Below are 24,021 nucleotides of genomic sequence, written 5' to 3'. Positions count from 1 at the left end.
GGATATACCAACTGTATATCCATTGTGGTGATTGGTGTGGGATATGTCAATGGGATATGTCTTTTGCCGGTCAGGATCGGATGGTTGGGAGAGACTGCAGATGATGAGCATTGGTCAGGTCGGACCCGCCGGTAAAGCCGGCGACTACTACACCCATCAGGACAACTACTACGTGTTGGGCAGTATGGACGAACGCTGGGTTGGTCAGGGCGCGGAAGCGTTGGGGCTGACGGGCAAGGTGGACGTCAAAGACTTCGTGGCCGTGCTGGAAGGCAAGTTGCCGGACGGCAGTGACCTGACCCGCATGGTTGGTGGCGAGAATAAACACCGTCCCGGCTATGACCTGACGTTCTCGGCGCCCAAGGGCATCTCCGTTCTGGCAATGTTGGGGGGCGACAAACGCCTTATTGCCGCGCATAACCACGCGGTAGAAGTCGCGGTGCGGGAGGTGGAGAAGCTGGCCTCGACGCGGGTGATGACCGAGGGTGTCTCCGAGACCAAACTAACCGGTAACCTGGTAGTGGCGCTGTTCAACCACGATACGTCACGCGACCTGGACCCGCAGTTGCACACCCATGCGGTAGTGGCCAACGTCACGCAATATGACGGCAAGTGGCAGACCCTGTCCTCCGATACGGTCGGCAAGACCGGATTTATCGAGAACGTGTATGCCAATCAGGTGCCCATTGGGCAGATATACCGCCATGTGTTTCGTCAGGATGTGGAAGCCATGGGGTACAAGACCAAGACGGTCGGGCCGCACGGTATGTGGGAGCCCGACAATATGGACTCAGTGATTGATGTGTTCTCCAAGCGCAGTCATGCCATTGACGCCGCTGCCGGCCCTGATGCCTCGCTCAAGTCGCGAGATATGGCGACGCTCGATACCCGCAAGGCCAAGGTCGCCAGCGATCCGGCCGAATTAGCGGTTGTCTTGATGCAAGAAATGAAGGCCACCGGTTTTGATATTCAGGCTTACATGGCCGAGGCGCAGTCTCGCACGATGGTGACGCCGTCCCCGACGCCGCTGGAAGCGGGAGGCGACGCGCTGATCGACCAGGCGGTGGGGCAGGCCATTTCGGCGCTCTCTGACCGGCAGGTCAACTTCACGCACAACCAGGTGGCCAACAAGGCCATCAGCTATCTCTCCGGTGAGCCGGGCATACTGGACGCAGTGCGTGACGGCATCGATCGTGCTATCGAGCGCGAGCAGCTGATCCCGCTAGACAAGGAAAAAGGGGTATTCACCTCCGATATTCATCTGCTCGATGAGCTGAGCGTGGCGCAGCTCAGCCGCACGCACCTTGATGAGAGCGCGGTGGTGATAGGTGCGCCAAGGCCCGCCCCCCGCACCGGCAGCACACCGACCTACAGCGATGCCGTGCAGCAGCTGGCACAACATGCGCCGGCGATGGCGGTGTTGTCGGGTATTGGGGGCGCGTCGGTTAACCGTTCCCGCGTGGTGGAAGTGGTGGAGCTGGCACGTCAGCAGGGCCGCGACGCCATCGTGCTGACCGTTGACCGGCAGTCACAGCAGTATCTGCAGCAAAGCGTCCATCTCGATGAAGGCCGCGTGGTGACGCGCGCCGCGCTCGGCAGCGAGGCGCTGTTTGCGCCGAACAGCACGCTGGTTGTTGACCAGGCGGAGAAGCTGACGCTCAAAGAGACCGTGGCACTGCTGGATGGTGCCGTACGTAACAACGTGCAGCTGGTGTTGATGGATACCGAAAAGCGCAAGGGGACGGGCAATGCCTTTGCCGTCATGAAAGAGGCCGGCGTACCGCGCTATCAGTTCAGTGGCCGTCAGGCGGTGGCGGCGGTGGTGGTGAGTGAGCCGGACAAGGTGCAACGCTTCGGCCAACTGGCCAAAGGCGTGGTGCAGGCGTTTGCTCAAGAGCGGCCGGCGGTCGCGCAGGTAAACGGCCCGGCCGACCAGAGGATGCTGACGGCCATGATACGTGACGAGCTGAAAGACGCCGGGCTGTTGGGACGAGAAGAGACCACCGTGGCGACGCTGACACCGGTGTGGCTGGACAGCAAAAACCGCGGTGCCATCGATACCTACCGGGAAGGCATGGTGATGGAGCGCTGGGATGCGGAAAGCAAGCGGCGCGAACGGTTTGTTGTCGACCGGGTCGGTACTCAAACGCGTAACCTGGTGTTGCGTGCAGTCGATGGTGAAAAACAGACGCTTGCCGTCAAAGATGTGGACAAGGACTGGTCGTTGTTCCGGGCCGGCACGATGGTGGTGGCCGACGGCGAGCGCCTGCAGGTGCTGGGTCATGAAGGACGGGGTAAGGATGCGCTGAAGGCCGGCACGGCGCTGACGGTTATTCGTGCCGGTGACGGCGAGCTGCAGGTGAAAGTGGCCGGCGAGCCGGATGTGACGCAGAAGCCAGAGACTCGGATGCTCACGGTCGGCACTGACGTCTTCAGCGCCGTCAAGGTGGCGCCGGCGTATGTGGAAAGTCTCGGCGCATCGGTGAGCAGCACGTCGGCGGTCTATGCCGCGGTGAAGAAAAACGAGCTTAACAGCGCCACGTTGAGTGGCATTGCCCGCAGTGGCGGGCACATCACCCTCTATTCAGCGCTCGATGAGCGCAAGACGCAGGAGAAAGTAGCCCGGCACCCGGCGTATCGCCTGGCGAGTGAGCAGGTCAAACAACTGGCCGGCAAAGAAGGGCTTGATGCAGCGATCGCCGGGCAGAAATCGGCACTGTTTACCCCGGCACAGCAGGCCATTCATTTGGCCATTCCGACGCTGGAAGGGGATAACGTCGCGTTCGGCCAGGCCAAACTGCTCGCCGGCAGCCTGAGTTTCGCGGCCAAAGGCGTGTCGATAGATGCTATCCAGAAGGAAATCGATGCGCAGGTCAAGCGCGGGGAGTTGCTGAAAGTGGATGTCGCGCCCGGCGTAGGGGCGGATTTATTGGTCTCACGTGCCAGCTTCGAGGTGGAGAAGAACATTATCCGATTGATTGCGGATGGCAAGGACAGCCTGCCGCCGTTGGTAACAACCAGTGGTAAAACCCACAACGAGGACGGCCCCGGTCAGCGGGAGGGAAAGAAGGCTCCGTACCTGACCCAGGGACAGCGGCAGGCTGTCGACCTTATTTTAAACACAACCGACCGTTTTGTGGCAATACAGGGCTATGCAGGTGTGGGGAAAACCACCCAGTTTAAAGCCGTTCTGGCCGGAATAAGCCAGTTGCCTGAAAGCGAACGACCACGCGTGGTCGGGCTGGCGCCGACGCACCGCGCGGTGGGAGAAATGCAGGCCGCCGGGGTCGATGCCCAAACCCTGGCGTCGTTCCTGCACGATGAAGGGCTGAAGATCGCCGGCGGCGAGAAACCGGACTACAGCAACACGCTGTTTGTGGTGGACGAGAGTTCGATGGTGGGCAACAGCGATATGGCGCGTGCCTATGCGCTGATTGCCGAGGGCAACGGCCGCGCGGTCATGAGTGGTGACGAGGCCCAGTTGGAGGCGATTGCGCCGGGCGCACCGTTCCGGCTGGCGCAGGGGCGCAGCGCTATCGATATGGCGGTCATGAAAGAGATTGTGCGTCAGACCCCCGAGCTGAAGCCGGCAGTGTACAAGATGATTGATAACGATGTGCCCGGCGCGCTGGACGTGGTGCGTTCAGTGGCACCGACCAACGTCCCCCGACAAGCTGATGCCTGGGTGCCGGCGCAGTCGGTGGTTGAGTATCCTGCCAGGGGGCCGGATGACATTCATGCCGCGATTGTCAGCGATTACCTGGGGCGCACCGAGGCGGCCCGACGGGATACGCTCATTATTACTCACCTCAATGCCGACCGGCACATCATCAATGCCGGCATTCACGAGGAACGTAAAGCCGCGGGTGAGCTGAAGGGCGAGTCCGTCTCCCTGCCAACCCTTGAGACCGCCAATATCCGTGACGGCGAGCTGCGCAAGCTGGATACCTGGGCACGTAACCGGGACGCGGTCGTCCTGCTGGATAACACCTACTACCGGATGACTGACATCGATAGTCAGTCCCGTACCGTCAGCCTGCAGGACAGCGAGGGCAATACCCGGCAGTTTTCCCCGGCAAGTGCGGTGCGTGAAGGGGTGACGCTGTACAACCCGCGAACCATCGAGGTAAGCGTGGGTGATCGTATGCGTTTTTCTAAATCGGACGTCGAGCGCGGGTATGTGGCCAACAGCACCTGGACGGTCGAGGCCATCAAAGGTGACAAGGTCACTCTTTCCGATGGGCAACAAACCCGCACCGTCAATCCCCGCGAGCAGCAAAATGACCGACACATTGATTTGGCCTATGCCATCACCGCGCACGGCGCACAGGGGGCCAGCGAACGTTTTGCCATCACGCTCGAGGGTGTGGAAGGCGGGCGTGAGGCGCTGGTCAACCGGGCGTCGGCCTATGTGGCGCTGTCGCGCGCCAAGGAGCACGTGCAGGTGTACACCGATAACGAAGCCGGGTGGCTGAAAGCCATCGGCAAAGCGAAGGCACGTATTACGGCACATGACGCGGTGCTGGGTATGGCGCCGGGCAGCCAGAAAGTGGCCGCCGACCTCTACGGCAAGGCCGTATCCCTGTCCGACAACGCCCTGGGGCGTGCGGTGCTGCGCGGTAGCAATCTCAGCGGCGACACGCTGGCGCACTATGTGTCGTCGGGTAAAAAATACCCTCAACCGCATGCCATGCTGCCGATGTTTGACGCCAACGGCAAAGCCGCCGGTGCCTGGCTGGCGCCACTTACGGACACCCAGGGAAAAAGCGTCGGCGGGCTGCCGACGCAGGGCCGGGTGTTCGGCAGTGACAGCGCGCAGTTTGTGGCGCTGCAGGGGAGTCGCAACAACGAAACCCGCCTGGCCGGGACGATGCAGGACGGTATCCGGCTGGCGGCGCGCTATCCCGACAGTGGCGTAGTGGTACGCCTGCAGGGGGACGGCGTACCGTTCAACCCCCAGGCGATGACTGGCGGCAGGGTGTGGGTGAACGACGATACGCTCAAGGCCACCGTGCGGGAAAGTGCCACATCCGACAGTGCTATCAAACTGCCGGAGACCCCGGAAGAACGCCTGCAGCGTGAACTGCAGACGCAGGCCGACAAACTGGGCCGTGAACCGGCCTCCCCTGAGCGGCAACGTCTGGCCGGACTTAATGGCGAACAGCTGCGCGCGTTGCTCGCGCGCGGCGAACTGCGTACCGAGGACGTGAAAGACCGTCTGCCGGAGGCGGTCATGCGGGAGGTGATGGGCCAGGATGCGGTCTTGCAGCGCGATGCAGCTATCCGCCAGGTGGCGCGCGAGTCGGTATCTCCCCGCAGTCGACTGCAGCGAAACGAGCAGGATCTGGTGCGTTATACCCATGCGGAGCGGGAACTGAACAAAGAGAAAACTCTGGGCGGCGACTGACGCGCTGCGCTTGTCCAACCCCGGACACACCTGGTGACAAGCCCCATGTGTGCACGGCGTTACCAAAAGGAAAAACTGATGAACACAACCAAAAAATGTATCAAAGGCGCAGAGCGTCTTGTTAACCACAGCGGTCTTGCTGTCCGGTGCCGCGCCGCTCTGGGGATATATGCAGTGGGACGCGCTGAGCGATCTGCCGTTGTATTGGCGCAATGCGCTTCACCCGCTGCCGCTGCTGGTCTTCATGGGCATAAAACCGTTGCAGACCTGGACAGGGCGGCCTCGCATGCATAAGACGCGGCGGTTGCCGGCTGGCGTATTTGGCGTAGCCGCCCTGATGCTCAGCGGCTGGCTGCCGGTGTCTCCACTGTTGGCGGCACCATCGGTGCAGACCGGATTTTCGCCGGAAGGGTCGGCGCAGCAGCTGGTGCTGACTGTGATAGGTGAAGCGCAGCGCGATATTCGCCTGATGGGGTACGCCTTTACCTCGCCGGAGGTGGCGCGGGCGCTGATTGCGGCACACCGGCGCGGGGTGGGCGTCTGGGTAGTGGTCGATGCGAAGGCTAATCAGAACGGCGGCGGCCGGGCGGCACTGAACCTACTGGCCAACGCCGGCGTGAACGTCAGGACGGTGAACACCTATAAAATTTTGCACGACAAGGTGATCGTCGTGGATGGCGTGACGACCGAAACGGGAAGCTTCAATTTTAGCCGATCGGCACACCGTGCCAACTCGGAAAATGTGTTGGTGCTGCGCGACATGCCGGAGGTGGCCAAACAGTACCTGGCGCACTGGCAATCCCGCTGGGCGCAGGGCCAGGACTGGCAGTCGACTTACTGAGGGACGGGAAACGGATGGCGATATTCGATCCGCATAGCGGAAAACTGCAGCAGGTACGTGAGGTGGTGCGCTTCACGCCGCTGCAGCAGGACGTACTGAAATTTTTGGCGCTGGTGCTGATGGTGTTCGACCACGCCAACCGGGCGCTGGGGTTGCATGAGCCGGTGCTGTTGCTGCTGGGGCGGGGGGCATTTCCGCTGTTTGCGCTGGTGTGGGGCTACAACCTGGCGTCGCGGCCTGTTCGGCAGTCACAGGCGACCCGGCTGTGGCTGTGGGCTGTTGTTGCGCAGCCGGGGTATGCCTTGGTGATGCAACATGACGGGCGTGATTTTTTTGAACCGAACATTCTTTTTTTATTTGCCGTGGTGACGCAAGCGATTGTGCTGGCCTCACGGCCAATGATCAAAGGTTCCCCTAACCCGTTGTTGGTCGGTGTCGTTCTGTTGGCGCTGTGGGTTGTGTATGGCGCTACCGATGGTACTTACGGTACTACCGGTGTTTTGATGCTGTTGGCCAGTTATGGGTTGTGCGTTTCCCTGCCGGGGTACGTGACGGCCGTCTGGCCGGTGCGCGGGTTGGCGATCGTTGCCTGGCCGCTACTGGTGCTGATGCTCAATACCGACCTGGGCGGCACGATGATGCTGGCCGGGCTGCTGTTGCCGACACTGCTCATCCTGGGGACGCTGCCGCTGGCGACGACGTTCAATCAACGACGCCTGTTGCCGCGGGGATTTTTCCTGCAGGCCTATGTGGCGCACCTGCTGGCGCTGGGGCTGGCCGGCGTGTTTTTACCCTGAGTCGCAGCTGATGTTATCGACCGCTTTGCACTTTGCCTATACATCGTTACTTGACCAGGTGACGAGCTCTACGGCCGCGGGGCGGGTTGTCCGCTTTACCGATATGATGGCTTTTGGTAGAGTAGGAAAAATTTTGTATTCGATGGTTGTCCACGCCAGAAGGTGGGCGGGATGGAGCGGAGCTCCAAACGCAAAAACCCCGATAATCTTCTCATCTTGGCGGAGGGAAAGACTACCGGGGCTCACTCAAAACAGTATAGAAGCTGTTGCTCTATACGGGGAGTATAGTTTTATGCCTTTTAAAGGTCAACTCCTAGTGTGCAACATAAGCGAAGGGCTATTTGAATAGCCAATTTGCTAACGTTGAGCACCACTTCAATGAATCCCGTGGCTCCCGGCGTGGCGAGGCTAATGCGTTGCGGCGTGGGCAACAAAAAATTCATCGCCGTTACACCCCAACGCTGTGCTGCCGGGTGCCGAAGGGCATGGCGAGCAAGGTGGTGGCGCGCATGAGCAGCCACGACTGGCGGCGTAATGATGACCTCATCGAGCTACGCCGGCAGGGCTATATTCCCTATACCCAGCGCAATAACCCGAACTACCGTCCCAAACCGATGCGCATTGCCGCGCGGTCGGAGAGCCGTGAAGCGCTGACGGTGCTTTCGCTTGTGCTGGGTGCCAACTGCGACTACAACCCGGACAGCGACTACCCGTTCGAGATCATGCTGCCGTTTGAGGACGTGGCCAAAGCCATGGGGGTGCTGCATGTCTACGAAAGTGGCCGCAAAGCGTATGACGTGGCGTTGCACGCGCTATCGGTGCTCGAGCAGCTGGACTACCTCATCGTGTCGCGCGGGCAGGATACCGACACTGGTCAAAACAAGCCGCTGCGCATCTGGCTGACGGAGAAATTTTTCATCAGTCGGGGCATTCAGGTGGACGAAATTCGCCAGTGGCTGAACCAGTACCGCCTGTGGGCCATCAAGAACGGGCTGACGGAAAGCCTGCGCAAGAAATACGAGCGGCACCTGGTGCGTATTGCGCATCTGGGGATCGACATCGAGCGCAAGCACTCGCTGAAAAACCGGCTGAAAAAGATCCGCCGCTGGGTGGTGAGTCCCGATCTGCAAAACCTCAAGCGCAACGCGGAGCAGGTGATTGGCAACGAACTGGCCAAGCGGCAGCAGGACGCGCAGCGGCTCGATACGCTGCTGGATGACACCGCTGCCGGCATCAAAAAACTGGCCGCCGCCCGGCGCCAGAAGCAGAACGGCTTTTATCAGGCCTGGGTGCAGTGGACGATGGGCCGTTCGCCGCTGACGGCGATGCAGATGGAGAATACGCTCAAGCATGAACAGCCCGGGTTGCTGAACAGTGACCCGGAGGCGTTCTATCGCCTGTTGCTGGAGCGCGCCGGCGCTATCCCTACCTGAGTCCCCCAACATACCTTGTTTTACCCTGCCGGACCTGCGGGGGTTTTGTGCTGCCTGTTTTCCGCCGCTGATGCCCGGTGGGGCATTGGGCCAGGCTGTTTCGGTTGATGCCGGCGTGATTTTTGCGTCCGTCGACGTCGATCCGGGGCGCCGACAACAGCGATCGACGTCGAACAACCCTTTAGCTTCGATATTAACTTCGTAGGGAGAATTAACTTCGAAAAGGCGCTCAGTAATATGCTTAATTTCGAAGGTTATTTCTGAACAAACTAAGCCCTTTAAAAAGGGAGTAACTCAGCGCACCGGCTTACGCCGTTGCCGTTGAGTACCTCCCTCACTCCGTTCGGGCAAAAAACAGTGCCACACTCAGCTCGCTACCTCACTTAGCAAAAACCTGAGTTAGAAATATTGCTGCAAGTTCTGCGTACACGCCCGTAAGCGGCCCTTACGGCCCGCTAACGCGGAGATACGCCCCGGCGGCATACGCCTTGCCGTGACCACTCCGACGGCGCACACAAAGATACACATCGCGTTAAGCAGTTTTGGCTTTGCAGGGCGAGGGATGGGATAGGCGATACCTATCAGGTCTGGGCGGCTACGCCGCGTCACCGGCGCCATTCACAAAAGTGCAATATTCATTTACAGCTGGCGCCTGCATGCCGCTAAGCGGCATTAGAAAGACCGACTGCACGCCTGTCCGGTAAGCTATGGTATAAATATTTGAGCAAATATTTAGGAGTCCGCTTGGAAGAGGGGTTCGAGGGTCAATGGAACGAAAACGTACGCTAAGAAATCTGGCGACAATAAGGAGAAAGCACAACAACAGGATGGGAATATATGAGTATCACAGTGCAGCAATTGAGTTCCTTTCGGGTACTTGCTGTCGTTATGTCAGTCACCCCAGGTCCAAACAACCTTATGGTTTTTTTTCCAGCGTTCGCTTTGGTGCGCGTAGAACACTGGGCCACATCTCTGGAGCGGGTGCCGGAAGCGCATTCATGCTACTTTCAGTTGGTTTGGGATTGCATGAAATCTTTACTCTGTACCCCTATATCCAGGTGGTCATGAAATACTGCGGGGCCACCTATATTCTTTATTTGTCCTGGAAGATTTTGGGAAACACAGATGCTATCCAGGCGGCAGGCGCATCGCACCCAATGAGTTTCATCGGAGCCGCTTTTTTCCAGTTAATCAACCCGAAATCCTGGATTATGGCAAGTGTGGCAATTTCCACATGTCTGCCCACCGTGTTTTCAATTACAGATATACGCTCTATACATCGTTCTTTTTGCAGCCATTAGTTTCCCATGCGTTGGGATCTGGGCCTGGTTTGGTTCAATGATCAAACGTTGCCTGATGGATCCGAGATTAGTCAGGCGGTTCAACCAGACTTGTGCAGGCTTGCTCGCCATTTCAGCATTGTCCATGACGCTGTTTTAATCATCACAAGACAGCACGACAACCGCCAGATGTGCCCGGCATCTTTTGCACAACAGTATGCCCGGCATTGAACTTGCCGGAAATGAATAAAACTGCCTGCGTTTACTCCTTTACTGAAGTACCGATCGCCTGTCGTATCTCGCGCACGTTGCGCACAGGCGGTGCACCGAATTGCCGCAGGTATTCACGGCTAAACTGTGAAGCACTTTCATAACCGACGGCAAACGCCACGTCAGAGGCGCGATGCTCGCCGGCAAGCAAAAGCTGGCGGGCTTCCTGCAATCTAAGCTGTTTCTGATACTGGATGGGACTGAGGCCGGTCATCGACAAAAAATGACGATGCAGGCTCGCCCGACTCATGCCGCTGACATCGCACAACGCGTCGATGCGTAGTCGGGTATTGTAATTATCCCGGATCCAGGCGACGGCTCGCCGGATACTACTCAGCGCACCGTCGGGTTGGGCAATCTGACGCAGCAGTCGCCCCTGGGGGCCCTGCAGGAGACGATAAAGCAATTCCCGCTCGAGCATAGGCCCAAGAACAGGTATATCATCAGGGGTGTCGAGCAATGACATCAAGCGGAGTAACGTATCGCGGAGCGAGGCAGTCATCGGGTTTATCATGATACCGACCCCCTTTTGTTCGCGCTCGCGAACCGGCGGTATCGCTGCGGCTAATTCCGCCAGTATGGCCGGATCCAGCACCAGCGAAATCGCAACGTAGGGCTGCCCCCCTTCATCATCAAAAATTTGTCCGATCAAAGGCAGGTCAAGGGCACTGATAAGATACTGTTCGCTGTCGTAGCTCAGAAGGTTGTCGTTTATCGCGACGCGCTTCGAGCCTTGCAGGATGAAGCAGATCATCGAGCGATACAGGCAGGGTGATTTGTCTGTCGTGCCTTGTCCGACACAGATGTCTACACGGGGGATCCGTGTGACAGTCAAACCCGGCGTCGCATGCCTCAGGGCGATATCAAGATGGGGTGCAAGAGAGTTATTCATGGACCGACTATACCCATGATCCGAGAGTCCGCAAAGCGATTGATATAATCAGGCAATAAATTGAGCTTATCAGGCGTAGGTTACACATCGTTCATTGCCTAACATGGGCAGGTCAAGCACGCATCGAAGGGTGCACCTAATAACCAAAACGAGACAGCCCATGACCAACAAAATTGCACTTATCACTGGCGCGAGCCGTGGCCTCGGCCGCAACATGGCTCTTCACCTCGCTAAACGCGGCGTTCACATCATCGGCACCTATCGTAGCGGCGCTGCAGAAGCCCAGGCGCTGAAACAAGAGATAGAAGCACTGGGTGGCAAAGCCGCGATGCTGCCGCTCGATATCACCGATACCGCCAGTTATCAGGATTTTTCTAACGCCGTGACTGAAACGCTGATGGCTGACTTCGGTCGTGAACGCTTCGATTTTCTCGTTAACAATGCCGGTAACGGCCTCTTCGCGAACTTTGTGGATGCGACCGAGGATCAGTTTACTTCACTGGTCACCACGCACCTACAGGGGCCGATTTTTCTGACTCAGAAATTGTTACCATTTGTGGAAGATGGCGGTCGCATCCTCAATGTTTCGTCCGGCTTCGTCCGCTTTACTTTGCCGGGATACAGCATTTATGCAGCAGTGAAGGCCGCAATAGAGGTTCTGACCCGTTACATGGCGTTAGAACTAGGTGCGCGACAGATCCGGGTGAATGCGATTGCCCCTGGGGCCATTGCAACTGATTTTGGCGGTGGTGCGGTACGCGACAATGAGGGGGTAAACTCCTGGGTTGCTCAGGGGATCGCGCTAGGCCGCGTCGGTTTACCGGACGATGTGGGTGGAGCGGTAGCCGCTATCCTGTCTGATGACATGGCATGGGCTAACGGGACGACCTTTGATATTTCTGGCGGCCAGTTGTTGTAAACCCGAACTCATTAATTCCATCCAGAGAGCATCATGCCGAACGTTAAACTTACGCTTATCAGTCCCGTTCGTTCAACGAGCGGCAATTGTGCTCCTGGAAAAGAAGGTGAACTTTGAGAGGAACGAAGTTGATCTGACTAACAAAGGGGTCTGAAGCCCAACTGTACGAAAACATACGTTAAGTATGGTTTTTAACCAGTTCAGAACTTTATTGCATTGATAACTAGGTCGTCATAAAGGCCAATCATCCACCTCGCCCGCCTGCTTAAGAGGTCTGAATTGGCCCTTTGTTACCTGTTCTGCAAGCATGAAGGAATAATGGCCGAGCATTTTGATATGTCCGTAGCAAAGCGGGGAGGGGCGTGCGATATCTTCATCATTCAGTGTTTCACCCTTCGCCCGGAGATGAGCCAAGGCTGCCTGCATATAAGATGGTAATTCGTCACAATGACGATCTGGTTATCAATTGCCCCGTATTTTTTTAACTACTTCTAGTGGGTTTCCTCGCTTCTTTGGTTTTTCACAGTCAAAATCTCTTAACGTGAGTTTTCGTGCCACTGAGCATCAGACCCCTGAAAATACGGTAATGAATTTGACTAAACTATGGCACATAATAACTGTGCCATCTATATTCAGATAAGTGCGAACAGCCTTACCTGTACATTATAAGGATGGCGCGTTTTTTGCCTAACACCAGTGACCTGTACAATGCTATCGGTCACTTTTCTTGTTAATAATTTTACGGAGAACATCATGTTTGAAAAAGCTGAAGACAAAGTAAAAGAAGTTGCAGGAGATGCGCAGGAGAAATACGGTGAGCTGACAGATGACTACGGTCATCAGCTAAAAGGCGCCGCCCGTAAAGTCACGGCTCAGGGTAGCCAGGCAGCTCAGGAAGTGGCTGACGTGGTACGTGATAACGTGGAAAACAATCCCTTCGCGGCAATTTCCATCGCCGCGGGTGTGGGCTTGCTGATTGGCCTGCTCATCGGACGAAAATAAGATAAACGCGGGCGAACAGCCTGCTTTCGTTTTTTCTGGTAGCCAACATTGCATTATCATATAAGTGCCTTCCCTCCCCCGGACTGTCCGGGGGATACCGGAGGACGTACCGCATACGGCAAAATAATTCTGCGTAACAAAACAGAAGGATACCGTTTTGAGCACAAGAAATGATCAGACCCGGGGCCCCTCCCGTGGACTGGTGGACAATATCCACCGTGTTTTTATCGCCCTTACCGGAACACTGCATACCCGTCTGGAGCTTGTGGCCGTTGAGCTGGAAGAAGAGAAAAGCCGCATTTTCGGCCTGCTGATAATGGCGGGACTGACCCTGATATTCACTGCATTCGGTGTCATATCCTTTCTGGTGTTTATTCTGCTGTCAGTCCCGCCGGAGCACCGCTTGATGATACTGGGTAGCGCCTCTGCCGTGTTTCTTGTTCTCGCATTAACTTTTGCCATCTTTATCAGACAAAGGATTACCGGAAGCCGGATGTTACCCGAAACCCGCAAACAGCTCAGTAAAGACCTGAGTCATCTTAAAGGGGAAGGAGCATGAATACCCGGGAACGCAGAGACAACCGTAAAGAACAACTGTTGCAACAGATAGCGCAACAACGACAGGCATTAAGTTTGTTAAAGGCCGACTGGCTCAGGTTGACGGCGCCGGTTGACCGCGGCTGGCAGTCATTATACCGGTGCAGAGCTGTTATCGTTCCCGGTGTCGGGATAGCCGCCCTGTATGCGCTGAAATTTAAACCACGTCGTCTGATCGTATGGCCACGCAGAGCACTGGCTGCCTGGGGGGCAATGAAATTTATTCGACGACGGCTCCCTCTGCTCAGGTAACATAACAACGGAAAGGTGAGGGTAACCTCACCTTTCCGTTGTTAGCGTATCGAAGTTACGGATACACCAATATTTTTATCCAGTGCGCCGTAAAACCTCGTCCTTCAGGGCGGGGAGCAGTCAAAGTTCTTACCTATTTGTCATATAAAATTTATTAGAAGTTTAAACGAATAAATCTCAATGTTGATGCCGCTTCACATTCCCATCTTTAAGGATAAAAGTGATCTCTCCATCCCAGAACTCTGCGATGAATACCTGCTCTCTTTCTATCCCGGAATCTCTGAGTAGGTTATCGAGCCACTCTTCGTCTTTCTCAATGCCATTGAGTTCTGAAAGGCGTGCTCTGCCATCTTTCATAAGGATTATTGACGGCATTTTACCACCTTCACAAACCACAGACAGAGAACCACTTGGCTCTATTTGTGCATAGCGTATTTCCTGAAATGAATGCACGCCCTGAGAATGAAGTTGAGACGCGACATTGATGATATCTATTTTATTGCGACGCCTGAGTATATTGTCCATCAGAAACTTACCGTTCTTAATGATCGGTATCGGCTCACCAATGGTAAATGACCTGAAAAACCAGACATGTTTACTTACCCAATTGAGTAAAGAAATAAGAGCAACACCGATAAACAATGTAATGATGTATTGGTGCATGGGTATGGCATCATTATATATAACCCCACCTATAATCCCACCAAGAACAAAGTTTCCGATAAAGTCAACTGGGGTCATTTGTGAAAGCTGGGTTTTGCCAGAAAAGTTAAGATGAGATATGACGACAACAAAACCGATAACAAACTTAAGCAGAACAATTCCGTAATATTCCATGTTTAAGTCCTTTTTTTGTTCGCAACACTATTTGTATTTTTCAAATATAATGACATATTAAGTCCGGTCAAGAAAAGACCTGAGTCAGCCCCCTAAAACACCAGACACTGGAACCCGGCATGACAGTGTCCCATGGGGCTCGTTTGCATGGTATTCAGCCCAGCCTGTTGTTTAAGTGGAAAAACAATATCAGGATGGAAGTCTCACTGCTGTTGCTGCTGGTGAGGATGTCGGTCCTGCTTCAGAGCTGGCAGCCGCTATTAACTGCGGCGATCACGTTGTGGAATACGGTGTATATAGAAAGGGCCATCGAATCGCTAAAACGAAAGGGGGGGCCAGATTAATGAGCCGTTGGTTTCTCACCTGTCCCCACTGGGCTGGGAGCATATCAACCTGAGCGGAGATTACATCTGGCGCAATAATCTTAAGCTGGGATCCGGTAAATACCGACCGTTACGCACAGTTGATGCCAGTCTGTACAAAAAACAGGCTTAGCGTGGGATATTTTCCGCTTTCCAAGCGGACCCCTTATCGGGATGGTAGCTATCGGCTGAAGAGTCCGGCTGGCATCAGGGATTTACGCCAGTCGCCATTATCAGTGAAATTGATGCCTTCTGGCATATTGTGCCAGAAAAACCACCGTGCTACGAGTGGCGAACAGTAGGTGAGCGATATCTGGTATCGCTACGCGTGGGCGCTGGACCAGGCAGATTTCACACTTTTCAGCACATGTTTTAGTGAAAACGCCGCGGATAACTTTACCCCCCTGGGCTATATCTCAGGGAGATGAAATATCATTGCCGCCATGAAAGCCTTCCGGCTTCCATGGCCCTGGATGCAGCATTTTGGTAAACCTCTGAAAGTATGTGTCCACTCCGATCGCCAGTCAGGCTTCCTGATAATAGGCCGGGTTATTGCCGAGAAGACGTATGACTCAGTGGGTCGCAAAATCTACGGTGCGCGTTACCGGGTTGGAATGGAAAAAGACGCTCACAACCAGTGGTCAATTTGCTGGAGCGAATATAATCCTGGCTGGCTTTCAATAGTTGACTGCTCCCCGTCCTGAAGGACGGGGATTCCCACTTCAACGAGCCGAACCTAAGCCGCGTGTTGCGGTTCAGGATTTACAGGCTCTCCGTGGGCTAACACTGCCAGCCCGGCAGCTTTGATATTACGTGCCGCGTTAATGTCCCGGTCATGAGCTGCGCCGCATTCAGGGCACTGCCATTTACGCACATCAAGAGGCATTTTTTGCATGGTGAAGCCGCAACAGCTACAGCGTTTGGAAGAAGGGAAATACTGGTCGATAGCGACAACGCTACGACCCGCCCATTTGCCTTTGTACTGTAGCTGGCGAACAAGTTCGCTCCAGCCAGCATCAGCTATCGCTTTAGACAGCTTCAGGTTGCAGATCATGTTTTTCACTTTGAGGGATTCGACGCAAACAACTTGGTTTTCGGTAATCAGTTTGCGGGACAACTTGTGCAGGTTGTCCATCCGGCAATCGGCTATTTTCGCGTGGAGACGGGCGACCTTTAAGCGTGCTTTGGCACGGTTCTTTGAGCCTTTTTTCTTTCTGCTCAACCTGCGCTGTTGCAACGCCAGTCGCTTCGCATATTTAGCGGTGTGTCGGGGATTGCCGGTCTTGAACCCGGTGTCAGTGACGAACAGGTCTTTTAAGCCAACATCAATGCCGACAGTTTTATCGGTAACAGGCATTGATACAGGTTCAAACTCACACAGACAGGAAACAAAGTATCTGCCGGCGGCATCTTTACTGATGGTAACGGTTGACGGTACAGAAGGTAATTCACGGCTCCAGCGAATGTCCAGTGGAGACTTGCTTTTTGCCATGTACAACTTGCCGTCACGGTATTTAAACGCGCTTGCAGTGAACTCAGCCGCCTGCTTGTGCCGTTTGCTTTTGAAGGCCGGATATGCGGCGCGTCCGGCGAAGAAGTTAGCAAAAGCGGTTTGTTGGTGGCGGAGAGACTGCTGGAGTGGGACGCAGGAAACATCGTTAAGCCAGGCGTAATAAGACTCTTTTTTGAGTGCTGTAAGGCGGGCATTAGCCTGTAGATAACCGATTTTTTCCTTTCGCTCGTAGTACGCATCGGTTCGCCAGCGGAGGATGGAGTTGTAGACGAAGCGCACACAGCCGAACGTCTGAGCCAAAAGCTCAGCCTGCTCTGGTGTCGGGTAAAACCGGTATTTATATGCACGTTTCATGGTTTCACATACTAAAGAGGAAAAATGTGATTATGCAAAAGGCCGTTAGCCGGAAAACCGCCTCCTTTCCTCCCCGGCCTGAAGGCCGAGGTTTTACGGAGGCATGCTGATGATGTATCCGGCATTGATACTTCATTACCGCGCAACAGATGAACGCTGCGCTCTCGACAAGTGTGCCGGCAACTCTTTTTTCAGTTCTTCAATCAAGGCTCTCACTTTAGGAAGGACCGTGTGAGTCCTGGGCCACATTGCAGAAATGGGGGGGCGGTGCCTGAAATGTGGGTAGAATTGCACGAAGCTGCCCCTTTTTGATGGCATCACCGCATAACCAGTCCGGAAGTTGCGTCACCCCACATCCGGCAATAGCCGCCTCCAGCATGGCTTGACCATTATTATTTTGCTTCTGAGCGGTGGCCAGCCAGCGGATAAGGAATAGGTTTTCGGCATAGGGCGTGCTGGCGATACCGTCCTGGCGTGCCACCCCCAGCGCCGCCAGGGCGCAGAACGCCAGATGGCTAAGCGCTGAGGTGGTGTTTTCGGTTTTATCTGTCAATGGCTACCTTGTCCCTCTAAGCGAAAAATTAGTGCCGGATCTGCGTCAGGTCGTCAGCGGTCAGCCCGATCATCTTCATCACCGAGTCGCGATAGAGGCCATTGGCCAGCATGGCACGGGTAATTTTCAGTGATGCTTCAATACCGCGCTGTTCACCCAACTGGATACCCTTCTCGATACCTCTTTGTTCAAGCTGTTACTACCAAGTCCATAATATATTAACTATGCTTTATAAGTGGCTAATGGTTTGTTGATTCTAAGTGATTGTTTTTATTGAAAATGGAGATTTTTGTGATGAAGAAAAACAAAGCTGATTTTACTTCTAACGGAAGTAATGATAAGACAATCTCTACAGTTGAACCGCACTATGAAGATACTGCACCCGCCGAAAAGGTAATTAAACCCCTTACTAGTATAAGTCCCCCGGGTGCGGAACCTATGATGCCGGGTTCTGATAAGACACCTAAAAATAGAAACGAGAAGCTCAAACAGTTAGATAAATTTCGGTCTGATCCTCAGGGAGAGTCGCTGCGCACGAATCAGGGCGTGAAGATTTCCGATAATCAAAATTCACTAAAGTCAGGAGCTCGCGGCTCAACCTTGCTCGAAGACTTTATTCTGCGAGAAAAGATCACACATTTTGATCATGAGCGCATTCCTGAAAGGGTAGTCCACGCACGAGGTGCTGGTGCACATGGTTATTTTCAGGTCTATGAATCGCTAGCCTCCTATACCACAGCCGAATTCCTTCAGGATCCCAGTGTTAAAACACCTGTCTTTGTGCGTTTTTCTACTGTCCAGGGCTCCCGAGGCTCTGCTGATACGGTAAGAGATATTCGAGGCTGGGCAACAAAATTCTATACTAAAGAAGGCAATTTTGATCTCGTAGGTAATAATACGCCCGTATTTTTCATTCAGGATGCGATTAAGTTCCCGGACTTTGTTCATGCAGTGAAGCCAGAGCCTCATAATGAAATACCGCAAGGACAAAGCGCGCATGATACTTTTTGGGATTATATCTCACTTCAGCCAGAGACGCTGCATAACGTTATGTGGGCAATGTCAGATCGCGGTATTCCCCGTAGCTATCGTATGATGGAGGGATTCGGCATCCATACCTATAAAATGATTAATGCTGAAGGCCAATGCCACTTTATACGTTTCCACTGGAAGCCTGTATACGGCGTCTCCTCTCTAATATGGGATGAAGCTCAATTGCTGACAGGCCGCGACCCAGATTTTCATCGCCGTGAGTTGTGGGAGTCCATTGAAGCGGGTGACTATCCTGAATATGAACTCGGGTTGCAGATAATTCCAGAGGAAGATGAACATAAATTCGATTTTGATATACTTGATCCAACTAAGTTGATCCCAGAGTCTTTGGTTCCCGTTCATCTCGTTGGCAAAATGGTATTGAATCGCAATCCAGATAATTACTTTAGTGAAACCGAACAGGTAGCATTTTGTCCTGGTAACATCGTTCCAGGTATAGACTTTTCTGATGACCCACTACTTCAGGGGCGACTCTTTTCTTACATTGATACCCAAATTAGCCGTTTGGGGGGAGTAAATTTCCACGAAATTCCTATTAATAAACCAATTTGCCCTTTCCACAACCATCAGCGTGATGGGATGCATCGTATGGGTATTTCTGGAACAGCCAATTATGAACCTAACTCTATAAATAACAATTGGCCACGAGAAACCCCCCCGGCAGAGGGAGGGTTTACAACCTACCCACAACCAATAAATGGTGACAAAGCTCGCAAAAGGAGTAGCACTTTTGTTGACTTCTATTCCCAGCCACGGTTATTTTGGCTGAGTCAAACCAAAGTGGAACAAAATCATATTGTCGGAGGGTTCAGTTTCGAATTAGGCAAGGTAGTGCGCCCTTGGATACGTGAACGTGTGGTTGATCAACTTACTTATATTGATCACCAGTTGGCCCAATCTGTCGCGGATAATCTTGGGATAAAATTGAGCCAAGAACAACTGAAGCATCCACTACCTGGCCCCGTCAACGGGTTATCTAAGGATCGTTCATTAAGTATGTACGATGGGCATCATCAGATATTGAAATCACGCCAAGTGGCTATTCTTGCTGCCGATGGCGTTTGTGGGGACGCTATTGATAATATTATGAAAACACTTAAAAAATATGGTGTTCATGGTAAGATTTTTGCTCCGCACGTGGGTAGAATAACTTCTTTGCAAGGTAATGAAATAGAGGTCGATGGTACCATAGAAGGCAACCCATCTGTGATGGTGGATGCCGTTATTATACCGGATGGAGAAGACAGCATTGACTCCTTGATGAAAAACGGCAACGCCAAACATTACGTGATCCAGGCATTTAAGCATCTGAAAGCGATAGGGTTGCAAGGTAAAGCGTTTAAACTTTATGATGCGTTGCCGTTGCCCAAACCAGATGAAGGTATTGTCGTGGGGGATAAGGCTGCGGATTTGGCAGAGGCGTTCTGTAATGTTATGAGAGGACATCGTATTTGGTCCAGAGAAAGCGTAGCACAGGAAATTGCTGGCTAAAATAGTAGTTAATTAGGGCTCTCATTTAAGGGAGCCCTACGAATGAGGAGCAATACTATGGCTATACACTTGTTAAGTTTATAATAGGTTTTGTTATTGTGATTATTCATCTAAATCTATCGGGTAAAACTCAGCTTTCTCAGATTCCCCCGTAGACTTTATCGGTGAATTTCTTATCGCATTATCGAATGCATTAAGTAAGTGCATACACTTTTTTCGCACTGTTACGATAGGACAACCAATACCAATTATTAATGAGGGCCGCTTTCTTATTGATGCCATATCGAGTAAAAAAACAAATTGATATATTGAATATCTCGTCTTTGAGACGGTGATATCTATACACAGCAAATGTAACACAATGTTAACTACATGAAGAAGGAAAATAGAATGATTGCCGAAAGAAAAATATCATGGGGTAGCGTAATAGGTGGTGTTATCACTGTATTGGCCGTGTCATTACTGTTGTCAACGTTGGGTACAAGTCTTGGGCTTTCCATTGTTGACCCGGTTTCGGACGATCCAGTAAACGGAGCGGGAACCACAGTTGCCGTCTGGTCTGCAATCTCGATTATTGTCAGTCTTGCAGTTGGCGCTTTCGTTGCCGGGCGTCTGGCAGCAAATGATGGTCTCATTCATGGCTTCCTAGTGTGGGCTACATCGCTCATTGTTGCTGCAGTTCTGGGAACCTTGTTGGTTGGCTCAGCCGTTAAGATGACTGGTAACGCGCTCGGTGCCATAGCTTCAACCTCAGGTAGCCTGCTTTCAGGTGCAGGCTCTGCCCTTGGAGACGGTGCTTCCGGAGTGGCAAATATGGGAAAAAATCTCTTTGACCAGCTGGACATTGACACAAAACTTGAGCCGGAGTACCTAAAATCGGATGTGGTAGCTGCATTGAAAAAGAGTGATATTCCTTCGTTGCAGCCAGAATTTATGCAGCAGCAGCTTGATGGTGCTAAAACGGATTTGAGTGATGCGATTAAAGCTTTCTTCAACGAGCCTGATAGCAATGACGCTATCATACAGAAACTGATTAGTAAGCTGAAAATGCGCGCTGATGCAATTACTCAGGATGTTGATCAGGATTCATTGAAAAAAGCGCTGAGTGAAAATACCGACATGACTCCCGCAGAGGTTGATAAAACAGTCACTAACTTGATCGATACGAAAGAAAAAACAGCTCAAATCGTTAAGCAACGTCTCGATGAAGCAGAAGCGAAAATTGATGAGGCGAAGCAAAAGTATGCCGAGCTTAAACAGAAAGCCCGTGAGCAGGCTGCCGCAGCTGCAGATGCTTTAGCGAGTGCGGCTCTGTGGTCATTCTTTGCCTTGCTTCTTGGTGCAATCATCAGTGCGTTGGCCGGATTGTGGGGCGTGAAGACTAATGACCGTCATATTCGAATTTGATTAACCAGTCTGAAGTGAAAGAAATTTCAGAGATCCCATAATGAAGTTACTAGGATAGAAGTAAACATAAATTAACTAAGTAACAGTCTTATATTAAATGAAGGCCCTTGTTATAAGGGCCTTCATTAACCAACAGAACTAATTGTTATCTATGAATATTAAAATGTTACGCCAACCACCCAACCATCAAGATGCAGTATAAAAATTCCACTTGTTAATGATAGAGGGGGGTTTCATATAAAAAGATACATTTGATTTTAATAGAATAGGTTTAGATCGTGTTTTATGCTTTTAATCAATTTAGGAAAGTATGATGGGTAAATTTAGCCTGGCAATTTTACGATTTACTCTGATATTTATTTTTACGTTAGGTCTTGTAGGTTGTCCCGAAATCCCTAATAAATCTTTGCGAGAGCAGGTAAGGGATGCTGAAAAGGCTTCTGGGTATAACTCAGACCCTGCGATAATTGAAAAAAATGATGAGGTTAATATGGTTCGTGCAAGATTTTAAATTTCGTCGCCAAACGGGATTTATTGACGATTGTCGTCGTGCAAAACCGGCGGGCAAACCCTGGAAAGTCGATCTCACCTCATCCTGCCGCCTTACATGCGCTTATCGCACTAATTGCTGAGTCAAATCAACCGAGCCGTACGTTTGCTGCGAGAAGCGGACGTTATGGATTCCGCTAATATGGCACTGAAAAGTCAAGATTAGACGTGGTGATTCAGTTAGTCGTAGTATAAATTTAGGAGTCAATTCCAGACAGTTAGGGAAGCAGGTATGTCGCAGAATTTACCGGGAATTGAAGTCTTGTTTATCGCTGGGCTTGGCCCCATATCGAAAAATACTGAATCCAGCTCCGAATTTTATGTGCAGGTACTCGGTCTACCGCTTAAGCCAATGGAGGGTAACTGCGATTACCTGCTTTCGGAAGAAAGTATGCTGAAGGGCGTTAAGCATTTTGCCGTCTGGCCGTTATCACAGGCCGCAAATTCATGTTTTGGCGCTGACCTGTGGCCAACCGAATACCCAATACCGCAGGGATGGATTGAATATGAGGTACAGGATCTCGATTCAGCTACCCGTATCGCCTGTTGGTGGCTACGTGCAACATCACTATATCCGACAGACTGGTTGGGAGCTCTATAAATATGGTCGTAGCTGGGGAAATTTGTGCCATGTTGTACCGAGTCCATTTATCGCCTGGCTAGAAACGCACAAAGATAACCCTCGAGCTGTCGAAATTGAAGGTATACCTTAGTTCAGAAGAAGGGGTTGTTGACCCTTCTATAGCCGTGTACATCCCTCTCAGTTGGTTATGTATTACGATCCCTCCAATGAACGAAGCATTGCGCGAGCATTGGCAAACCCGGATTGGCACTGTTTTGTCTGATCCGCTGCCCGTGAGTGTCCCAACGCTTAAGCCTTCCGATTATTATCTGTTGTGTGAAGGACGGGCAATTCCCAATGTCTGGCAGCACCATTTTGAGCTGTGCATGAGAAATAGCATGCCGTTTATTGTGTTGTGGCACTTTCCACCTAAGCAAGCCCGTTTTGTTACTCGATACGACATCTTGTTTTCCTGGGAGCCCTTGGTAAAAAGCCATCTGCACGTTTTCGAAAACCCCGAGTATCCTGACATAGCCAAGATCATCACCAAGCGTATTACTCAGTTATTGAAAGAAAGGCGTCACCTGGAAGGGTTCAAACGAGTCACATTGCAAAATGTGTTGGGTGAAGGGCAAATCAACATTCTTAAACTCAGTTTTGAGGCTGCTGAACAATTGACGTTAGACCTGGTGAAAATGCTCCAGCTGATGATCGACGAAATAGAACTAAAGCTTAAGAAAAAGACGATTCGGATGCATTGAAAATGCATTGGTATGGGAAATAGCTAAAGTTACTATTATTTTGCATGCCGTTCGGCAGAAGGTGAGATTTAGTCCAACGACTATGGGATACAGCACAAGTTCGTTAGGCCCATGTATGGGAAAAAGCTAAAGTTCAAACGTTAGGTAAGGCTGGCTCCGGGTTTTTAGTAATGATGGTAAAAATCAATTTGCCGTCGTCGGTCTCTGACATCGAGGCCGTCAAGGGGGTTTCTTTACTGATCTTATCTAGGGCCGGCTTGATGAACGTCCGTTTCATCTCAGCAAAATTATCTCGTTGCGATTGTGGTAGTTGGTAACGTTCAGCTAACCAATTTGGTGTCGTGATCCATATGCCGGATTTTCTAAACTGACAAAGGCTTTCGTAAAGGCGGATAGCTCTCACACTGTTAATGCGGCCACAATCATAAAGATTGTAAGTAGTGAATTGACTACTAAGATCAAGAAGGTAGGGCATCACTTTATTATTGAATTCAATGTTCCATGAACCTCGACCTCGTTTTAAACCAGCTTCTGCCAGCCAAGGGCGTTTCCGTTCTTCATACTCCCCATCAGATGGAAAGAAGGTAACAGAGCTGTTTGACAAGGCATCAATGCCCTTCCTGACATCTGTACTGGCCGTAGCTTGGCTCACCTTGAACAATCGCTGGTAATCAGCAACCCGCACTGTAAACGTACCTGGATGGTCTTCTTGCCTATAGGTTTCCATAAGGCATAACCACAGTACTCGTTTTGCCTGCAGTGAGAGATAGTAAGCTGCCTCGGTCAGTTCATTAGATTGTGCAATAGCTGGGCGACTAGTTTTAACAATCCCTTTATTTTCATTCATATAACTATCTATGGGTTGTTTGTAATGTACCCATAGTTGCAT

At 52.2% G+C, this 24,021-nt stretch carries 19 protein-coding genes and 5 pseudogenes; 17 read left to right on the top strand and 7 right to left on the bottom strand.

Annotated features, from left to right (window positions below; genetic code table 11):
• Window positions 1-100: 100 nt before the first annotated feature.
• The 5 genes from traI (at window position 101) to JEM67_RS00100 (ending at window position 9,779) form a co-directional block, all read left to right on the top strand.
• Window positions 101-5,407, top strand: coding sequence for a conjugative transfer relaxase/helicase TraI (gene traI, locus JEM67_RS00120; RefSeq protein WP_199635025.1), 5,307 nt, complete (start codon window positions 101-103; stop codon window positions 5,405-5,407).
• A gap of 337 nt (window positions 5,408-5,744) precedes the next feature.
• Window positions 5,745-6,248 carry a phospholipase D family protein gene (locus JEM67_RS00115; protein ID WP_199635062.1) on the top strand — a complete coding sequence of 168 codons (504 nt, stop codon included), beginning with the start codon at window positions 5,745-5,747 and terminating at the stop codon, window positions 6,246-6,248.
• Window positions 6,249-6,262: 14 nt separating this feature from the next.
• Entirely contained in the window at window positions 6,263-7,045 is a 783-nt protein-coding gene (gene traX / locus JEM67_RS00110) for a type-F conjugative transfer system pilin acetylase TraX (protein WP_199635024.1), read from the top strand.
• 341 nt (window positions 7,046-7,386) lie between these two features.
• Window positions 7,387-8,478 carry a Replication protein gene (locus JEM67_RS00105; protein ID WP_370576129.1) on the top strand — a complete coding sequence of 364 codons (1,092 nt, stop codon included), beginning with the start codon at window positions 7,387-7,389 and terminating at the stop codon, window positions 8,476-8,478.
• A gap of 767 nt (window positions 8,479-9,245) precedes the next feature.
• Complete coding sequence (locus JEM67_RS00100; RefSeq protein ID WP_199635023.1) at window positions 9,246-9,779, top strand: LysE family translocator; 534 nt, start codon at window positions 9,246-9,248, stop codon at window positions 9,777-9,779.
• A 241-nt stretch (window positions 9,780-10,020) separates the two neighbouring features.
• Here the strand turns inward: JEM67_RS00100 and JEM67_RS00095 are convergent, their stop codons facing one another.
• On the bottom strand, window positions 10,021-10,920 hold the full coding sequence (locus JEM67_RS00095) for an AraC family transcriptional regulator (RefSeq protein WP_199635022.1): 900 nt from the start codon (window positions 10,918-10,920) through the stop codon (window positions 10,021-10,023).
• A gap of 160 nt (window positions 10,921-11,080) precedes the next feature.
• Here JEM67_RS00095 and JEM67_RS00090 point away from each other — a divergent pair, with 160 nt between their 5' ends.
• Entirely contained in the window at window positions 11,081-11,839 is a 759-nt protein-coding gene (locus JEM67_RS00090) for an SDR family NAD(P)-dependent oxidoreductase (RefSeq protein WP_199635021.1), read from the top strand.
• A 231-nt stretch (window positions 11,840-12,070) separates the two neighbouring features.
• Here JEM67_RS00090 and JEM67_RS00085 read toward each other — a convergent pair.
• Window positions 12,071-12,268: pseudogene (locus JEM67_RS00085) on the bottom strand (Tn3 family transposase); the annotation flags it as partial.
• Window positions 12,269-12,592: 324 nt separating this feature from the next.
• Between JEM67_RS00085 and JEM67_RS00080 the strand changes: the two are divergent.
• From JEM67_RS00080 to JEM67_RS00070, 3 genes are all read left to right on the top strand, one after another.
• On the top strand, window positions 12,593-12,841 hold the full coding sequence (locus tag JEM67_RS00080; protein ID WP_199635020.1) for a DUF883 family protein: 249 nt from the start codon (window positions 12,593-12,595) through the stop codon (window positions 12,839-12,841).
• Between the two features lie 157 nt (window positions 12,842-12,998).
• A complete protein-coding gene (locus tag JEM67_RS00075; protein WP_199635019.1) occupies window positions 12,999-13,400 on the top strand; it encodes a phage holin family protein in 402 nt (133 codons plus the stop codon).
• Complete coding sequence (locus tag JEM67_RS00070) at window positions 13,397-13,690, top strand: YqjK-like family protein (RefSeq protein WP_199635018.1); 294 nt, start codon at window positions 13,397-13,399, stop codon at window positions 13,688-13,690. Before JEM67_RS00075 ends, JEM67_RS00070 begins: the two co-directional genes overlap by 4 nt.
• Before the next feature lie 177 nt (window positions 13,691-13,867).
• Here JEM67_RS00070 and JEM67_RS00065 read toward each other — a convergent pair whose 3' ends face one another.
• Entirely contained in the window at window positions 13,868-14,527 is a 660-nt protein-coding gene (locus JEM67_RS00065) for a DUF421 domain-containing protein (RefSeq protein ID WP_199635017.1), read from the bottom strand.
• A gap of 101 nt (window positions 14,528-14,628) precedes the next feature.
• Between JEM67_RS00065 and JEM67_RS00060 the strand changes: the two are divergent.
• Both JEM67_RS00060 and JEM67_RS00055 read left to right on the top strand, forming a co-directional pair.
• Window positions 14,629-14,789 (top strand): annotated as a pseudogene (locus JEM67_RS00060) (transposase); the annotation flags it as partial.
• Window positions 14,785-15,022 (top strand): annotated as a pseudogene (locus tag JEM67_RS00055) (Tn3 family transposase); the annotation flags it as partial. The pseudogenes JEM67_RS00060 and JEM67_RS00055, both read left to right, overlap by 5 nt.
• Before the next feature lie 603 nt (window positions 15,023-15,625).
• On the opposite strand, the gene JEM67_RS00050 reads toward JEM67_RS00055, so the two are convergent.
• The 3 genes and pseudogenes from JEM67_RS00050 to JEM67_RS00040 form a co-directional block, all read right to left on the bottom strand.
• Window positions 15,626-16,756, bottom strand: a complete 1,131-nt coding sequence (locus JEM67_RS00050; RefSeq protein ID WP_199635016.1) for an RNA-guided endonuclease InsQ/TnpB family protein — start codon at window positions 16,754-16,756, stop codon at window positions 15,626-15,628.
• 217 nt (window positions 16,757-16,973) lie between these two features.
• Window positions 16,974-17,309, bottom strand: a complete 336-nt coding sequence (locus JEM67_RS00045) for a hypothetical protein (protein WP_199635069.1) — start codon at window positions 17,307-17,309, stop codon at window positions 16,974-16,976.
• A gap of 28 nt (window positions 17,310-17,337) precedes the next feature.
• Window positions 17,338-17,505: pseudogene (locus JEM67_RS00040) on the bottom strand (ISNCY family transposase); the annotation flags it as partial.
• Window positions 17,506-17,603: 98 nt separating this feature from the next.
• Between JEM67_RS00040 and katE the strand changes: the two are divergent.
• The 6 genes and pseudogenes from katE (at window position 17,604) to JEM67_RS00010 (ending at window position 23,132) form a co-directional block, all read left to right on the top strand.
• Entirely contained in the window at window positions 17,604-19,853 is a 2,250-nt protein-coding gene (gene katE / locus JEM67_RS00035; protein WP_199635060.1) for a catalase HPII, read from the top strand.
• An 80-nt stretch (window positions 19,854-19,933) separates the two neighbouring features.
• Window positions 19,934-20,176, top strand: a pseudogene (locus JEM67_RS00030) (DUF421 domain-containing protein); the annotation flags it as partial.
• A 49-nt stretch (window positions 20,177-20,225) separates the two neighbouring features.
• Entirely contained in the window at window positions 20,226-21,260 is a 1,035-nt protein-coding gene (locus JEM67_RS00025; protein ID WP_199635015.1) for a YrzE family protein, read from the top strand.
• 310 nt (window positions 21,261-21,570) lie between these two features.
• Complete coding sequence (locus tag JEM67_RS00020) at window positions 21,571-21,771, top strand: hypothetical protein (RefSeq protein WP_199635014.1); 201 nt, start codon at window positions 21,571-21,573, stop codon at window positions 21,769-21,771.
• 270 nt (window positions 21,772-22,041) lie between these two features.
• Window positions 22,042-22,410 carry a glyoxalase gene (locus tag JEM67_RS00015; RefSeq protein WP_233527573.1) on the top strand — a complete coding sequence of 123 codons (369 nt, stop codon included), beginning with the start codon at window positions 22,042-22,044 and terminating at the stop codon, window positions 22,408-22,410.
• Between the two features lie 188 nt (window positions 22,411-22,598).
• On the top strand, window positions 22,599-23,132 hold the full coding sequence (locus tag JEM67_RS00010; RefSeq protein ID WP_199635013.1) for a hypothetical protein: 534 nt from the start codon (window positions 22,599-22,601) through the stop codon (window positions 23,130-23,132).
• A 133-nt stretch (window positions 23,133-23,265) separates the two neighbouring features.
• Here the strand turns inward: JEM67_RS00010 and JEM67_RS00005 are convergent, their stop codons facing one another.
• On the bottom strand, window positions 23,266-23,979 hold the full coding sequence (locus tag JEM67_RS00005) for a replication initiation protein (protein WP_233527572.1): 714 nt from the start codon (window positions 23,977-23,979) through the stop codon (window positions 23,266-23,268).
• Window positions 23,980-24,021: the final 42 nt, after the last annotated feature.

Source organism: Serratia sp. PAMC26656, assembly GCF_016469055.2.
Lineage (GTDB): Bacteria > Pseudomonadota > Gammaproteobacteria > Enterobacterales > Enterobacteriaceae > Serratia > Serratia plymuthica.
This window is presented reverse-complemented; position numbering and strand designations above follow the sequence as displayed.

Bases quoted from the DNA above. Each gene is read 5' to 3' on its own strand.
- traI (WP_199635025.1), top strand. From the start codon at position 101: ATGATGAGCATTGGTCAGGTCGGACCCGCCGGTAAAGCCGGCGACTAC.
- JEM67_RS00115 (WP_199635062.1), top strand. From the start codon at position 5,745: ATGCTCAGCGGCTGGCTGCCGGTGTCTCCACTGTTGGCGGCACCATCG.
- traX (WP_199635024.1), top strand. From the start codon at position 6,263: ATGGCGATATTCGATCCGCATAGCGGAAAACTGCAGCAGGTACGTGAG.
- JEM67_RS00100 (WP_199635023.1), top strand. From the start codon at position 9,246: ATGGAACGAAAACGTACGCTAAGAAATCTGGCGACAATAAGGAGAAAG.
- JEM67_RS00095 (WP_199635022.1), bottom strand. From the start codon at position 10,920: ATGAATAACTCTCTTGCACCCCATCTTGATATCGCCCTGAGGCATGCG.
- JEM67_RS00090 (WP_199635021.1), top strand. From the start codon at position 11,081: ATGACCAACAAAATTGCACTTATCACTGGCGCGAGCCGTGGCCTCGGC.
- JEM67_RS00080 (WP_199635020.1), top strand. From the start codon at position 12,593: ATGTTTGAAAAAGCTGAAGACAAAGTAAAAGAAGTTGCAGGAGATGCG.
- JEM67_RS00070 (WP_199635018.1), top strand. From the start codon at position 13,397: ATGAATACCCGGGAACGCAGAGACAACCGTAAAGAACAACTGTTGCAA.
- JEM67_RS00065 (WP_199635017.1), bottom strand. From the start codon at position 14,527: ATGGAATATTACGGAATTGTTCTGCTTAAGTTTGTTATCGGTTTTGTT.
- JEM67_RS00050 (WP_199635016.1), bottom strand. From the start codon at position 16,756: ATGAAACGTGCATATAAATACCGGTTTTACCCGACACCAGAGCAGGCT.
- katE (WP_199635060.1), top strand. From the start codon at position 17,604: ATGAAGAAAAACAAAGCTGATTTTACTTCTAACGGAAGTAATGATAAG.
- JEM67_RS00025 (WP_199635015.1), top strand. From the start codon at position 20,226: ATGAAGAAGGAAAATAGAATGATTGCCGAAAGAAAAATATCATGGGGT.
- JEM67_RS00020 (WP_199635014.1), top strand. From the start codon at position 21,571: ATGATGGGTAAATTTAGCCTGGCAATTTTACGATTTACTCTGATATTT.
- JEM67_RS00015 (WP_233527573.1), top strand. From the start codon at position 22,042: ATGTCGCAGAATTTACCGGGAATTGAAGTCTTGTTTATCGCTGGGCTT.
- JEM67_RS00010 (WP_199635013.1), top strand. From the start codon at position 22,599: ATGAACGAAGCATTGCGCGAGCATTGGCAAACCCGGATTGGCACTGTT.
- JEM67_RS00005 (WP_233527572.1), bottom strand. From the start codon at position 23,979: ATGAATGAAAATAAAGGGATTGTTAAAACTAGTCGCCCAGCTATTGCA.